Origin of the sequence: Fictibacillus nanhaiensis (assembly GCF_023715445.1) — a bacterium.
Lineage (GTDB): Bacteria > Bacillota > Bacilli > Bacillales > Fictibacillaceae > Fictibacillus > Fictibacillus nanhaiensis_D.
In genome coordinates this window covers 333,183-348,025 of record NZ_JAMBOD010000002.1, presented here as the reverse complement: position 1 = coordinate 348,025, position 14,843 = coordinate 333,183, and the positions used below count along the sequence as shown (strand labels likewise).

Sequence of the window (14,843 nt, the reverse complement as noted above, 5' to 3'; positions counted from 1 at the left end):
TTATCATAATTATAGAAAAAAAGACTGAGGCGCAAAATACTGCGCCTTTTTAAGCCGTTTTAGACACAGAAAGTGAGTGAATGCAAATGCCAGTCAAAAAGAAAAATGATTTTATAAGCTGGATGCTATTAATTGCATGTGTAATGGTGCTGTTAGAAGCAACTATAAATGGAGAGGGTATTGTATTCACTCTTATTATCTGTGCGGCTCTTATGTATTTTGGACGCAGAAGAATGCCGAAACGCTCCGGAAAAGTTATGTTCTGGGCAGGGGTAGTTATTGCAATAATCACGATCTTAAGCATGTATACGTTTAAATTAATTTTAGTTGCTTTAGTGGTCTACATTATCGTGCAATTCTATCAATCAAAAAAGAACCCGTTTGTTATTACACCACAAGTGAATCAGGAAGTAACGCATTCATCAGAAGACTTATATAAAAAAGAATCTCTTTTAAAAAATATAGCTTTTGGTACACAGCAAACTCCTGATCATGTATATGAATGGAATGATATCAACATTCAGTGCGGCGCAGGTGATACGATCATTGACCTGAGTGAAACCCTTTTGCCTTCAGGGGAATCTGTTGTTTTTATTCGGGGGCTTATTGGCAATATCACCATTTATGTTCCTTATGAGATCGAAGTAACCATCAAACATTCTGCTTTTGCAGGGAACACGCTGATCTTTGATTATCAAGATTCAAAGATGTTCAATCAGACGGTCTCTTATCGCACAAAAAACTACTTAGAGTCTGAGAAAAAAGTAAAAATCATGACAAGCATATTAGCTGGAAGCTTGGAGGTGAAGCGGGTATGAGTACCGTTTTGCGTCATATGTTTTCTGGCATCTCATTAGCTTTTGCAGTAACCATTCTTTTAGGATCGATTGTATATACACTATTTCCTATTCATGATTGGACTTTTTTGCTGGAGGAACAATTATTGGATTTCCCCATTGCCTTTGTGGTTCCGTTCCTGGTCTTCATTATGGGAGCTTTCTTCGGATTAAATTCAGGTATAACAGCCCGGAAACAATTAAACCTCATTGACCGTACATTGAAGTCAATCGAAGACGGGCGGCAGGTAAACATGCAAGAGGTATCCAGCCTGGAGTTAAAAGCGATCACAAAGCGGATGGAAGGGATTCAGCAGCAATTAGGAGAGAAGATCCGTCAGTCTCAAAAAATGGCGACCGAAAAGGCGGTCGATCAGGAAAAACGAATTCAGAAAATCATTTCTCAAGAAAGGAACCGGTTGGCCAGAGAGCTGCATGATTCAGTTTCCCAGCAGCTTTTTGCGGCTAGCATGATCATGTCTGCTGTAAACGAAGTGCGGACAGAATCGGATACTCGTGAGTCGAAGCAATTAAAGCTCGTTGAAGAAACCATCCATCAAACACAGCTTGAAATGAGAGCTCTTCTTTTACATTTGCGTCCTGCTGCACTAAACGGAAAATCGCTTCAAAAAGGGATGGAAGAGCTGCTGCAAGAACTTCTTCAGAAAGTTCCCATAGAGCTGAAGTGGAAAATTGAAACGATCCCTCTTGATAAAGGGGTAGAAGACCACCTTTTTCGTATTTTACAAGAGTCTGTATCTAATATTCTCAGACATGCACAGGCGAACAAAGCTCAAATTCTTCTTGTTCAGCGCGACGACCTTATCATTCTTCGTATAGAGGATGATGGTGTAGGCTTTAAACTGGATCAGGAAAAAACGGGTTCGTATGGATTGCAGAATATGCACGAAAGAGCCGCGGAAATTGGCGGTACGCTTAGGATTGTAAGTTTGCCAGGCGAAGGAACACGCCTTGAAGTTAAGGTTCCGATTTTATCAGCGGGAGAGGAAAAAGCATGATAAAAGTATTGTTAGTGGATGATCATGAAATGGTCCGGATCGGGGTTTCAGCATACCTTTCTGCACAGCCGGATATAGAAGTAACTGGTGAAGCCGAAAACGGCAAGATAGCTGTTGATAAAGCTTTGGAGATAAAGCCTGATATTATTTTAATGGATCTCGTGATGGACGAAATGGACGGAATTGAAGCAACCCGTTTGATTACAGAATCATGGCCAGAGGCTAAGATTATAGTTGTAACGAGTTTTTTAGATGATGAAAAAGTTTATCCTGCACTCGAAGCGGGTGCCTCAAGCTATATGCTGAAAACGTCAAAAGCCAGTGATATTGCCCAAGCCGTTCGGGATACCTATCATGGAAAGTCAGTTCTTGAGCCTGAAGTAACAGGCAAGATGATGAGCAAGATGAGACAAAAACAAACGCGCGAGCCTCATGAGGAACTGACTGCGCGGGAGATGGAAATTTTATTGCTGATGACAAAAGGGAAAACCAATCAGGAAATTGCAGACGAATTGTTTATCGCTTTAAAAACCGTTAAAGTTCATGTAAGTAATATCTTAAGCAAACTAGACGTTCAAGACCGGACGCAAGCCGTTATCTATGCATTTAACCACTCGCTCGTTTAGAGGAGTGTACTAGCTGTTATAGGGATATGCTGAAACGTTTTAAAATCAAAAAGACCTAAGTCAGTCAGCTTAATTTCAGGAATAACAGGAAGTGTCAAAAATGACAGGGTTAAGAATGGATCAAAATTGCCTTTAAAATCAAGCTCTTTTAGCTTATCCTTTAACGTGATAATCTCTTCATTTACTTTTTCAAAAGGACGGTCTGCCATTAATCCTGATATCGGAAGCGGTACTGTGGCCAGTATACTGCCGTCTTTGACGATGACATATCCGCCTTGCAATTTTTTAATAGCTTCTATTGCGGTAAGGATATCATCATTATTTGTTCCTGCCACAACAAGGTTATGAGAGTCATGTGCCACGGTAGAAGCAATTGCTCCTTTTTTTATTAGAAGTCCTTTAACAACCCCAAGTCCAATATTTCCTGTTTGCCTGTGCCGTTCAATTACTGCCATTTTTAATAAATCTTCTTCAGGTGAAGGTACAAATTCTCCGTTCTCCACTTTTACAGGGAGAATTTTCTTTTTTGTAACCAGCTGGTTTGGGATAAGTTCGATTACATGAACTTGATTGCCTTTCTCTAGTTTAATAGAGAGTTCATCGCCTTTTATATCGTGAATATTTACTGATTGCATCAAGTGTTCTGGAGGAGAAGATGGAACTTCCGTATGTCCTGTAAACTTTCCATTGGCGGCGACTGAAACACCTGCTGTAAAAACTTCAGAAATCGCAATGGTTTCTAAATCATCCAGCAAAAGAAAATCAGCTTTAAATCCTGGTGAGATCGCGCCTTTTTCATGAAATCCATAACATTCAGCTGCGTTTAATGTTGCCATTTGAATGGCTTGCAGCGGAGATAGACCTTCAGCAATGGCCAGTCTTATATTATGATCGACACTTCCTTCATCAACAAGGTCATCGAGATGCTTATCATCCGTGCAGAATAAAAAGCGGCGGGCGTTTACTGGTGTTACAGCTTTAATCAGTGATTTTAAGTCTTTTGCTACAGATCCTTCACGAATTAATACATACATACCCCGGCGAATACGATCAAGTGCTTCCTCAGCCGTCGTACATTCATGATCAGTTGTGATGAGAGCAGAACGGTAGATATTAATGCCGTTTGCATCAAGTCCTGCTGCGTGACCGTCAATAATAGCATGGTGTTTGGCGGCAGTAGCTATTTTCTTAATCATATCGTTATCACCATTAAAAACAGCTGGATAATCCATAACTTCAGCCAAACCTTTTACACGGGGGTGTTTATAAAAAGGCTCAAGGTCTTGAGCGGAAAGAACAGCTCCTGCGTTCTCGAATGGTGTGGCTGGAACAGAAGAAGGGAGCATTACGCGAACATCAAGCGGCAATCCTTCTGACTGGTTCAGCATAAATGTGATCCCTTCGTTTCCTGAAACATTCCCGATCTCATGAGGATCTGTAATAACAGTTGTTACACCATGAGCAAGTAATACCTTGCTGAACTCAGCTGGGGTTATCATCGAAGATTCAATATGAACGTGCCCGTCTATAAAAGCGGGACAAATAAAACGGCCATCGGCATCGATCGTTTCATGTCCTTCATATTCTCCAATACCTGCAAAATAGCCATCTACAATAGCAACATCGCCACTGATGATTTCAAGATTAAACACATCAATGATTTTGCCATTCTTAATGACTATGTCTGCGGGAACTTTTTTCGTGCTCACATCAATTCGTCGTTTTAGAGAATCCTGATCCATGATTTGATCTCCTTTAAAGCAAAATATAACATCTAGTATACGAAAATTCGTTATTTCTTATTTAGTATAGAAACAAAAAGAAAAACGGTCCCAATTTTAGGAGACCGTTTTTGTAATTATTCACTGAGTATGTCTATAACACGGCCAACCTGACCATCCTGGAGTCTTACTTTAATCCCGTGCGGATGATTTGGTGAGTTCGTAAGGATATCTTTCACAATGCCTTTTGTTTTCTTCCCTGAACGCTGATCGGCTTTTAAAATAATATTGACGGGAAGTCCAGGAGTAATATTAGAGCGCTTACGGTGCATTATACACCTGTTCTCCTTGCCTGATTGTTTGCTTTTTTCGTTTGCTGATTTTTAAGCTGGTTTGCCACTTTAACAGGGCCTTTATTAAATGATCCGCCAGATTGCTGTGCTTTCTTTTCAGCAAGACGCTGCTTCGCAATTTCTTGAAAGCTTAACTTCTTTTTCTCCTCTGCCATTTTTTACACCTCAATTTATTATTTTCTTCTTTTAAAGTCTGCTTCTTTTAAATAGCCTTCTGCTTCAGCGTACGTTTCAAATGCTGCTTCAAGTGCATCATCTTCATCAAAGATAAACCACATGCCATCTTCACCAACAAGTCTAATTTTTTCATGACTATGGCTGTACCAGTGTTCTTCTTTGCGTTCACCATCATCTGTTCGATCTTTTTTCTGCTGTTGCCAGCCGTGTTTTTTTGAAAGGAACTCCATAGATTCTTTGATTAAAGCGATCAGTTCGTCCGCTTCGTAGTCGCGAATGTTTACGTAGCCTTTTTCGTTCTTCACGCTTTGTGGAAGGTGTCCGCCATATACAAATCCGTTGCCGTTCGGGTGCAGGTGGTACACGACAATTTTCTTGTCCTGCACGCTTTCCTCATAGTGAAAGTTTAGACGGCCAAGTGACACCTCGTGCATTTCAAGCTCTGGGAAGTTCTCTTGAATCAAAGCAATTTTATCTTCAAATGAAAGCATTTTTTATACTCTCCGTTTCTTTTATTGTGATTGGTTGATTATATCATACCGAATAAAGAAAACGAAAATACCGGTTGAACTTAGGAGAACATCCTCCTATTTACGCTACTAACGGTGATTTTACGGTACGTGTTCTTTTAATTATTACACGTTCGCTCAAAAATTCCGACTTTCGCTCAAACTAAAGCTTGTTTCGCTCAAGAAATAATAGTTTCGCTCAGACTGGACAGATTTTCGCTCAGAATTCCACATTTTCGCTCAGTAATTTTAATCAGTTAAAAAGAAGCCGACATCCTATGAGTCAGCTCCTTCTTTGTAACCCTTTATAAAGCAGATGGTTCTTTCTTAATGGACTTTTCCAGCTCAAACCAATAGTCAGCGAGGGTTTCCATCCCTTTATCGAAGTTTTCCAGATGGAAGTGTTCGTTCGGCGCATGGAAGTTCTCCGTTGAGAGACCGAAGCCCATTAGCACAACAGGGATGTTTAACATTTGATCGAACGTTGCAACGATTGGAATCGAACCTCCGCCGCGGGTAAACGCTGTCGGAATGCCGTACACTTTTTCATAAGAGCGTGCAGCGGCTTGAATCGCAGGGTGATCAAACGGTGTAACATAGGGTGCTCCTTTATCAAAAAGAGTAACCTTAACGTCAATACCAACAGGCTTATGTTTTTCAATATGTGCTTTTACTTTTTCGATGATCTCATCCGGCTCCTGGTTTGGTACAAGGCGGCAGCTGATCTTTGCATGCGCTTCGGCAGGGATAACCGTCTTGATTCCTTCGCCTTGGAAACCTCCCCAAATTCCATTCAATTCAAGAGTAGGACGAGCCCATGTACGCTCGATGTGTGAATAGCCTTCTTCACCTGTTAACTCAGAGACACCAAGCTGCTGTTTTAGTGCTTCTTCTGTAAGCGGAAGGGCACGGAATGCTTCTCTTTCTTCCTCTGTTAATTCTTGAACGTTATCATAGAATCCATCTACTAAAATACGTCCGTTATCATCACGGAATGATTGTAAAAGTTCAGTAATAGCATGTAATGGATTTTGAACAGCTCCGCCATAAAGACCAGAATGAAGGTCACTGTTCGGTCCTGTTACATCAACTTGCATCGCACACATACCGCGCAGACCATAGCAGATCGCAGGCTTTCCACGATCAAGCATGCCCGTATCAGAGATTACGATAACATCCGCTGCCAGAAGATCTTTGTTGTTCTCAATAAACTTCGGAAGGCTCGGGCTGCCGATCTCTTCTTCACCTTCGATACAGAACTTGAAATTGAGAGGCAATGTTCCTTCTGTTTCCAAAATCGCCTGCAAAACTTTTAAATGCATGAACGTTTGGCCTTTGTCGTCTGAAGCACCGCGCGCGTACAGCTTGTTATCACGAACCGTCGCTTCAAATGGCGGAGTTTCCCAAAGTTCTACCGGATCAACAGGCTGTACATCATAGTGGCCATATACGAGCACAGTCGGCTTTCCCTCGGCTTTCAGCCAATCGGCATAAACAACAGGGTGTCCATCTGTTTCGTGAATCTTTACGTTATCCATGCCGATTTTGGAAAGCTCGTCTGCGATCCATTCAGCACCTTTTCGAACGTCTTCTTTATGTTCTGGAAGTGCACTGACACTCGGTACCGCAAGCCAGTCGGTTAACTCTTTTAAATGCGCATCACGGTTTTCTTTTAAGTAGCTCGTAATCTTGTCTGTCATTTAAAGTCCTCCCTTATGTATGGTTACGCTTTACTTCTTAGTTTAATAGAGTTTAGCTCGGAAATGAAATATTCTTTATCATCATTTTTAGCGATGTTTTCACCGGCTTTAGAGGCAAGTGCAAAGTATTCTTCCATCTTTGCTTCGTCACATTTAACCATATACGCCCGGGCAACGGCTTCATAAGCAAATGCCAGTTCAAAATCTCCGAAATCGTTTTGAAGACAATGGTATAGAGAATGTTCTCCATGAAGCAAAGCTGAATCACTCATTTTTAATAAGGAATAAACTCTTGAGATCTGCCATTCTCCACGAGCAAAATTCAGCGGAGTGCCAGCGAATCCCCAATGAAATCGGGATGTGTGTGCTGTGTGGATCATCTCGAGGTCTTCCTCTTTCGTGCGTTCTTTTTTATCGATGAGATCCCACGTTTTATTAAAATTTTCTATTGCTTGTTTTCTGTGCCATTCTTCTTTTGTAAACTTGTCCATCCATTTCACACACCTTATGTATTTGTGGTTTACTAAAGGTAAAGCTATCGGTATAGGTATTCTGTATAGAGGAACATTTCCCTTTTAAAAAGTTCAGATAGAAAGAAGTGTAGGCACATTGAATAAAAAAATAGGGTTTATTGGTTTTGGAAAAATGGCGCAGGCGATGGCAGGCGGGATGATCCACTCTGGGTTAGTTAATCCGAAGGAAATCGAGGCGAGTATGCGTACAGAGGAAACAAGGGCTTTTGCCAGTGAACAGTTTGGAATAGGTGTGTCACCATCTAACAGGCAAGTGGCGGGTTTTGCTGATGTGCTGTTCTTAGCTGTTGCTCCTTATACATATTTTGAAGTGATCGAAGAGATCAAAGAGGACATTAAACAAGATGTTATCATTATTACGATTGCAGCGGGGATAACGACTGCTGATGTTGAAAACGCGTTCGGTCAAAAGGTAAAGGTGGTACGTACGATGCCGAATACGCCTTCACTTGTCGGCTCAGGTATGACAGCTGTTTCCGCTAACAGTGAAATAACGGATGAAGAGCTCCATTCAGTTGAAAAATTGTTAGGCAGCTTTGGAAAAGTGGAAGTGATCGCAGAGTCCCAGATGGATGCGATTCCAGCGATCAGCGGGTCTTCACCTGCTTATGTTTACATGATGATTGAAGCGATGGCAGATGGCGGGGTAAGACAGGGGTTAGCTCGCGATCAGTCCTACCGCTTAGCTGCTCAAGCCGTCTTAGGAGCTGCACAGATGGTACTTGAAACCGGAAAACATCCAGGTGAGTTAAAAGATCAAGTGACATCACCAGGCGGAGCAACGATCGCTGCCGTTTCAACGTTAGAGCAGGAGCGTTTTCGCGGAGCGGTATTAGCTGCGATGGACAGCTGCACAGAGAAAGTTAAAGAATTGGGGAGAAAATAATGAGCTTTAAAGAATTAGGCCTATCAGATGCTTTGACAGATGTTTTGCTGCAGAACGGGATAGGCGAACCGACACCGATACAAAAAGAAACGATTCCCATTATTTTAGAAGGACAAGATGTGGTCGGACAGGCGCAGACCGGAACGGGAAAAACGCTCGCATTTGTCCTGCCTATCCTTCAAAGAATAGATAGTGAGAAAGAGGCGATCCAAGGTCTGATCGTAGCACCTACAAGAGAGCTGGCTATTCAGATCACAGCTGAAGTGAGAAAGCTGACTGAGCCCCTTGGCAAGGTTAACGTCCTTGCCGTATACGGGGGTCAGGATGTTGTTGCACAAATGCATAAGCTGCAAGGAAAAGTGCATCTCGTTGTAGGAACACCGGGACGGCTTCTGGATCATATCCGCCGCGAAACAATTGATTTATCTGATGTCTCAACGTTTGTTCTGGATGAAGCGGATCAGATGCTGCACATAGGTTTTTTAACGGATATTGAAGACATCATGGAAAGAGTCCCTGATTCCCGCCAAACCTTGCTTTTTTCTGCTACGATGCCGGATGAAGTGAAGAAGCTTGCACGCACGTATACGCAGAAGCCAAGGGAGATTCATATCAAGACAAAGCAAATTACATTAAAGGAAATCCGGCAGCGTGTGGTAGAAACAACGGATAGAGGCAAGCAGAATGACCTCGTTCAAACGATCCGATTGCTGCATCCTTATTTAGCTATTATTTTTTGCCGTACAAAACGCAGGGTAAGCAAATTAAATGAGGCACTGCAAGGCATGGGTTATAACGCGGATGAACTGCATGGCGACCTTTCACAGGCAAAAAGAGAAGACGTTATGAAACGTTTCCGTGAAGGAGATATCCAATTTCTGGTGGCGACAGATGTTGCGGCACGCGGTTTAGATGTTGAAGGAGTAACGCATGTTTTTAACTATGATATCGCTCTGGATACCGAGAGCTACATTCATAGAATTGGAAGAACAGGCCGCGCTGGCGGCAAAGGATTAGCTGTTACGTTTGTAGCACCAAAGGATCGCAGATTGCTTCAATTGATAGAACGAGAAACGAATCAGAAATTAAAAGCTCTGAAACTCGAATATTTATAGAATTATCATTCACAACTTTTAAAGAAAAATGTGGTATAAAAAGTAATAATTTTTACAAAAACGGGTAATCCTTCAGGGGACCCGTTTTTTTTAATGGGTATATAATACCAACTATTATTACCTGGTAATAAAAATAGTTGCTTCATAAAACAAACCTTGTTACGATAATGAAGTACGAGAATTCGCAAGAGTCAGATTTAAAGGAGTTGAGCAAATGAAAGATTTACAATCGTTTGGCTGGTATGCAGCAAAAATCGCTCCCAAGATGCCGAAAGAGGCTTTCAAACCGGTGCCATCACGGTTATGGGGAGGACTAGTATACTTATTGATCGCAATCGCCGGTATTTTAGTTATCGGTTTATTAAATAATCTGCATCCTTGGTTAGGAATAGGTATCGCCATTATTCTGGGGACAAGTTTCGCTGGGATGGGCTTTTTAGGCCATGAAATTTTGCACGGAACAGTAATTCGCAAGCCTTGGCTGCGTGACTTTTTAGGAGCCGTGGCATTTTGGCCGCTAAGTGTCGGTCCGAAGTTATGGCGCAAGTGGCACAATACGACTCACCATGTGCATACACAAGAGGACGGGGAAGATCCCGATGCATGGCCGACTTTAGAGAACTTGTCACACAAGCCGTTCTTACAAAAAGTGTACAAGCTCCCGATGTGGATGCGTTCCATTGTCAGCTTTGCTTTTCTATCGATTTCGTTTACAACGCATGGACTTTTCATGTTCAAGCGCTTTATAAAAGAATTTAAGCCTAGCAATCGTCCATCTGTATGGCTTCAGCTATTATTGCCTTGGGCAACGTGGATTGGGTTGTTAGTATGGCTGGGTCCTGTTAAATGGTTCTTTGCGGTATTGCTTCCGCTATTAATCGCCAACGCGATCGTAATGAGCTATATTTCAACGAACCATCGTTTAAACCCAATGACTGATGTGAACGATCCATTAGCAAACAGCTTAACGGTTACCGTTCCAAAATGGGTGGACGTGCTTCACTTTAACTTTTCATACCATACGGAACATCATTTGTTCCCAGGTATGAATCCAAAATATTATCCGCTTGTAAAGAAGCATATTAAAGAAATGTGGCCAGAACGCTATCACGAAATGCCGCACTGGAAGGCATTAGTGACGTTATGGAAAACGCCGCGTGTTTACTTTAACCAGCATCAGTTTGTTGATCCTGCACCAGGCAATTTGTATCAATCACTTGGACATGGTCTTGATCCTGACCGTATCTCTTATCAAAAAGGAGAAACAGAAGAGCGGGAATTAGGTTCTCCGAAGGGAACTCCTAAAAGCATCCATTAATTTGGGTGCTTTTTCTTTTTAAGTAGACTGGAAAGGCAATTGGACAGATTATTGTTTTTTAGTTCTTGATTAAACCATCCAAATAGTATTTTCTGTCCTTAGTGGTTCCAGAATAGGGCAGATTCATCGATATAAGCAGTTTTGAGGCAACTATTCTTCTGGCTTTTTTAATCATAGCATCACTCCTCTTACTTATACATTTCTCTATTAGATCACTTGCCCTTTAAATTTGTAAAAAAATAGGAGTTCACTATACCTTTATAGAATGAATAGATAATCAAATCTTTTACGGGGGTAAGAAAATTTGCGGCAAACGAACAAGCCTATACCTGAAGAAATTCAGGAGTTTTTAGAAATGTATAAGCAGCTTTTATTAGAAGTACTGCCTGCTAACCGTGTTCATGGTATTTATTTGTACGGTTCTTTAGCACTTCATTCTTTTGATCCGGATACAAGTGATATTGATTTTATAACGATAATCAAAGGACGAATTGGGAAAAAGACAGAGGATTTATTGAAATTGGTGCATTTAAGATGCAATTCACATCCTTATGGGTTGAGAATGGATGGATGTTATGTAACGTTAGACCAAGTAGGGATGGTCTATGAAGAACTGGAAGAATACCCGTTCTTTGCTGATGGAAAACTGCACAAAGGACATTATGATCTAAACTACATTACTTGGTGGACGCTGCAGACAAAGGGAATAACCGCTTATGGTGAACCAATTTCTGTTTTGAATTTGAATATGAAGTGGGAAGATGTTCAAAAGACACTTACCTACAATTTAAATACATATTGGAAAGAAAAACTGGAACGCGATATGTGTTTCTTTTATGATGATTGGATCGAGTTTGGGGTTATTACGTTATGCAGAATTCTGTTGTCACTGGAATACCGCAACATTTTCAGTAAAAAAGAAGCAGTTGCGAGAGCACGGGCGTTATTGCCAGCACAATATCATCCGATTCTTCTTGAGGGGCTGAGATTGAGAACAAATCCGCGATCGGATTCTTACTACCATTCAAAAGAAATCCGGAAACAGGACATGAGACGATTTGTAGCGTTTACCATTTCATATTTCAATGAAACCTATGAACTTCAAAATTCGATATAATAAGTACAAAAGAGTGTAATAGAGGGGATTATTTTGAAAAAAGAGATGCATTGTGAAAGCTGTTTGATGGAGATAAAGACTAGAGATGATTTGATTACAGTATGGGCGTTCTTTAAAGTACGGCCGTATCATAAATCGTGTTATGAAAATTCATTAAAAGGTGCTGTACTTTTCGTAGGGAACCAGCCTATTAACGGATTTTCCGGAAATTTTACCGCATTCGTTGCCTTTATATTAGCGTGGGTTCCGTTGTTTACAGATGTTACTCCTGGCTTAACGGTTGTGTGTGTACTGATCGTGCTCATGCGTTTATATTCGTTTATCCGTTTTGAAAAACAGTTGCCCATATAAAAAAGGCGTGCTCTCCAATTTGGAAAGCACGCTTTTTATGTTTTAAGAATTTACGCGATAAACACGAGTTTCATAAGGTTTTAGTGAAACGCTTGTTACGTCTTCATGTGCTGCAACTTCTTCGTTTGCGAGCAGCAGGTTTTCGGAGTTCAGAGAAAGTTTGGTTTCAAACAAAGCTTTCTTTTTAGAAAGATTCGTAATCACAACAACTATTTCTTCACCAAAAGTGCGAGTGTAAGCGTAGATTTGCTTGTCTTCTTCAAGCAATAAATCATATGTTCCATATGTGAAGATTTCGTTCTCTTTTTTTAGAGAGATCATCTTCTTATAAAAGTTCAGGATTGATTTCTCGTCCTGCTCCTGTTTTTCGACGTTAATTTCTGTATAGTTAGGATTCACTTTCATCCAAGGTGTACCCGTTGTGAAACCCGCATTATCATCGCTGTTCCATTGCATAGGTGTACGGCTGTTATCACGGGAAGATGCCCAAATCACTGCCATGATGTCCTCGTGTGGAACACCTTGTTCGCGCTTAATGCGGTACATGTTTTTAACAGCTACATCATCATAATCGTCAATAGAATCAAATTGTACGTTCGTCATACCGATTTCTTGGCCTTGATAGATAAATGGTGTTCCTTGCATAAGGAAGTACATCGCTCCCATACTTGTTGCACTTTGATACCAGAATTCTTCGTCGTTGCCCCAAGTGGAAACCACGCGGGCTTTGTCATGGTTCTCGATGAATAGAGCGTTCCAGCCTTCATTTTCAAGTCCTTTCTGCCAGCGCGTCAGCACTTTCTTCAATTCAACGATATCAAGTTCAGGATTTGTTTCAGCGTCCCAAAGACCAAGGTGTTCGAATTGGAAGATCATGTCCATCTTTCCGTTTTCTTTTCCTACCCAAAGGTCAGCTTCATCGATTTTAACTCCGTTCGCTTCACCAACCGTCATTACATCATAGTTAGCATATGTGCGGTCTTTGAACTCTTGAAGGAACATATGGATGCCTTTTTGGTTCATGTGCATGTCGAAAGAAGATACATACTTTTCGTTCTTTGGATTAGGCATATCCGGGAAGCCTTCACGTTTTTTAATGTGGCTGATCGCGTCGATTCGGAAACCGTCAATTCCCTTATCCAGCCACCAGTTGACTGTATCGTAAAGAGCTTCACGCACTTCTGGGTTTTCCCAGTTCACGTCAGGTTGTTTTGTTGAGAAAACATGAAGGTAATATTGGTCTGTTTTTTCCTCATATTCCCAAGCTGAACCAGAGAAGATACTTTCCCAGTTGTTTGGCTCTTTACCGTCTTTACCGTCTCTCCAAATGTACCAGTCACGCTTTGGATTATCTTTTGATGAGCGGGACTCGATGAACCATTGATGCTCATCACTGGTATGGTTAAGAACAAGGTCAATGATCAGCTTCATATCACGCTTGTGTACTTCATTTAAAAGCGCATCAAAGTCTTCCATTGTTCCGAAGTCTTCCATAATGTCCTGATAGTCAGAAATGTCATACCCGTTATCATCATTTGGAGACTTGTACATCGGACAGATCCAAATTACATCGATACCCAGTTCTTTGATGTAATCCAGGCGCTGGATGATCCCTTTTAAATCACCAATTCCATCTCCATTTGAATCTTGGAAGCTGCGAGGGTAAATTTGATAGCCAACGGCTTCTTTCCACCAAACCTTTTCCATAATATTACCTCCATCATCTCTTAACAACAGGGCAGGGGATACCGTAAAAAACGGCTCCCCATAGTCTGTTAGTTTTCTAATTCTAAAGTTACTGCTACACCAGCGTGATCTGAGACCACAGGAGTTTCTTTTCCGTTAAAACGAACGTGAGAACTTTTTACGTTAAGCGATTTGCTGCATAAAATATAATCGATTCTGCGTCCGTCTTCTTTACCGTTTTGGTTCCAACCGGCGATTGCGCCTTTGATGGTTATCCCATCGTCTTTTTCATCAGCCAATTCATACGTATCGTAAAAACCGTTCGATTTTACATAATCAAATCCTTCGTCTCTTACGTTAGCATCATTGTTTAAATCGCCCATTAAAAAGGATAATCCATTTTCCGGTACATGCTTAAAGAAAGCGTCAATTTGTTCTTTAAACGGTGCTGTTTCATCGTTCCACCAGCCAAAGTGACCAGAGAAAAAGTTTAGTTCTTTTCCTTGATAAGTGATCACAGCTGAAACGATTTTTCTTGTTTTCCAATTATTCATGTCCTGAAGTTCTGTAACAAAAAAGCTATCGTTAGACTTAATCGGATGACGGCTTAAAATGGCCAGACCTTCTTCATATGTTTCAAAACCATAGTGAGCCATGTCCCAAACAAAATCATAATCGTTAACGCCAAGTTCCTGTAACAGCTGGATTAACACATAAGCATAATTATTTTGTTTAATGTTGCCTTTCATAACAGCTGAATCGATAGATTGCATGACTTCCTGAAGGGCAATTACATCATAACGCTCGCTCGAAATATCGCGAGCAAGCATCTTTAACTTTTCCATTTGGTTCTCTTCTTGCCAGCCATGTACATTTAACGTTAGAAGTTTCATTGA

General features: G+C 41.1%; 16 protein-coding genes. 8 read left to right on the top strand and 8 right to left on the bottom strand.

The features are described from left to right. The first annotated feature begins 86 nt into the window (after positions 1-86). Genes liaF through M3196_RS09725 form a run of 3 tightly spaced genes read left to right on the top strand, consistent with a single transcriptional unit; the run spans position 87 to position 2,481 of the window. Positions 87-818, top strand: coding sequence for a cell wall-active antibiotics response protein LiaF (gene liaF / locus M3196_RS09735; protein ID WP_251322088.1), 732 nt, complete (start codon positions 87-89; stop codon positions 816-818). Further along, positions 815-1,855, top strand: coding sequence for a sensor histidine kinase (locus M3196_RS09730; protein ID WP_251322087.1), 1,041 nt, complete (start codon positions 815-817; stop codon positions 1,853-1,855). Before liaF ends, M3196_RS09730 begins: the two co-directional genes overlap by 4 nt. After that, positions 1,852-2,481, top strand: a complete 630-nt coding sequence (locus M3196_RS09725) for a response regulator (RefSeq protein WP_251322086.1) — start codon at positions 1,852-1,854, stop codon at positions 2,479-2,481. The genes M3196_RS09730 and M3196_RS09725 overlap by 4 nt, the downstream gene beginning before the upstream one ends. On the opposite strand, the gene ade is transcribed toward M3196_RS09725, so the two are convergent. From ade to M3196_RS09695, 6 genes are all read right to left on the bottom strand, one after another. Beyond that, positions 2,478-4,223, bottom strand: coding sequence for an adenine deaminase (gene ade / locus M3196_RS09720; protein ID WP_251322085.1), 1,746 nt, complete (start codon positions 4,221-4,223; stop codon positions 2,478-2,480). The genes M3196_RS09725 and ade overlap by 4 nt on opposite strands. Before the next feature lie 116 nt (positions 4,224-4,339). Then, positions 4,340-4,537, bottom strand: coding sequence for a YwbE family protein (locus tag M3196_RS09715; protein WP_251322165.1), 198 nt, complete (start codon positions 4,535-4,537; stop codon positions 4,340-4,342). Beyond that, the gene (locus M3196_RS09710) at positions 4,534-4,710 is read right to left on the bottom strand and encodes a hypothetical protein (protein WP_251322084.1); all 177 of its coding nucleotides are present in this window, start codon (positions 4,708-4,710) and stop codon (positions 4,534-4,536) included. The genes M3196_RS09715 and M3196_RS09710 overlap by 4 nt, the downstream gene beginning before the upstream one ends. Before the next feature lie 18 nt (positions 4,711-4,728). Next, positions 4,729-5,223: a hypothetical protein gene (locus M3196_RS09705; protein ID WP_251322083.1), complete on the bottom strand. Its 495-nt coding sequence runs from the start codon at positions 5,221-5,223 to the stop codon at positions 4,729-4,731. 323 nt (positions 5,224-5,546) lie between these two features. After that, positions 5,547-6,941, bottom strand: coding sequence for a dipeptidase (locus M3196_RS09700; RefSeq protein WP_251322082.1), 1,395 nt, complete (start codon positions 6,939-6,941; stop codon positions 5,547-5,549). Between the two features lie 23 nt (positions 6,942-6,964). Beyond that, on the bottom strand, positions 6,965-7,432 hold the full coding sequence (locus M3196_RS09695; RefSeq protein WP_251322081.1) for a hypothetical protein: 468 nt from the start codon (positions 7,430-7,432) through the stop codon (positions 6,965-6,967). 118 nt (positions 7,433-7,550) lie between these two features. Here M3196_RS09695 and proC point away from each other — a divergent pair, with 118 nt between their 5' ends. The 5 genes from proC to M3196_RS09670 all read left to right on the top strand — a co-directional run bounded on the left by proC (position 7,551) and on the right by M3196_RS09670 (position 12,261). Then, positions 7,551-8,360: a pyrroline-5-carboxylate reductase gene (gene proC, locus M3196_RS09690; protein ID WP_251322080.1), complete on the top strand. Its 810-nt coding sequence runs from the start codon at positions 7,551-7,553 to the stop codon at positions 8,358-8,360. Then, positions 8,357-9,475 (top strand): DEAD/DEAH box helicase, encoded by a 1,119-nt coding sequence (locus M3196_RS09685; protein WP_251322164.1) that lies wholly within the window; start codon positions 8,357-8,359, stop codon positions 9,473-9,475. The genes proC and M3196_RS09685 overlap by 4 nt, the downstream gene beginning before the upstream one ends. Before the next feature lie 214 nt (positions 9,476-9,689). After that, complete coding sequence (locus tag M3196_RS09680) at positions 9,690-10,793, top strand: fatty acid desaturase family protein (protein ID WP_251322079.1); 1,104 nt, start codon at positions 9,690-9,692, stop codon at positions 10,791-10,793. Between the two features lie 304 nt (positions 10,794-11,097). Beyond that, the gene (locus M3196_RS09675; RefSeq protein WP_251322078.1) at positions 11,098-11,910 is read left to right on the top strand and encodes a nucleotidyltransferase domain-containing protein; all 813 of its coding nucleotides are present in this window, start codon (positions 11,098-11,100) and stop codon (positions 11,908-11,910) included. Positions 11,911-11,943: 33 nt separating this feature from the next. Next, a complete protein-coding gene (locus tag M3196_RS09670) occupies positions 11,944-12,261 on the top strand; it encodes a hypothetical protein (RefSeq protein WP_251322077.1) in 318 nt (105 codons plus the stop codon). A gap of 42 nt (positions 12,262-12,303) precedes the next feature. Here M3196_RS09670 and M3196_RS09665 read toward each other — a convergent pair whose 3' ends face one another. Together M3196_RS09665 and M3196_RS09660 are read right to left on the bottom strand one after the other, a co-directional pair. Beyond that, positions 12,304-13,968, bottom strand: coding sequence for a glycoside hydrolase family 13 protein (locus M3196_RS09665; protein ID WP_251322076.1), 1,665 nt, complete (start codon positions 13,966-13,968; stop codon positions 12,304-12,306). Between the two features lie 68 nt (positions 13,969-14,036). Then, entirely contained in the window at positions 14,037-14,840 is an 804-nt protein-coding gene (locus M3196_RS09660; protein ID WP_251322075.1) for an endonuclease/exonuclease/phosphatase family protein, read from the bottom strand. Positions 14,841-14,843: the final 3 nt, after the last annotated feature.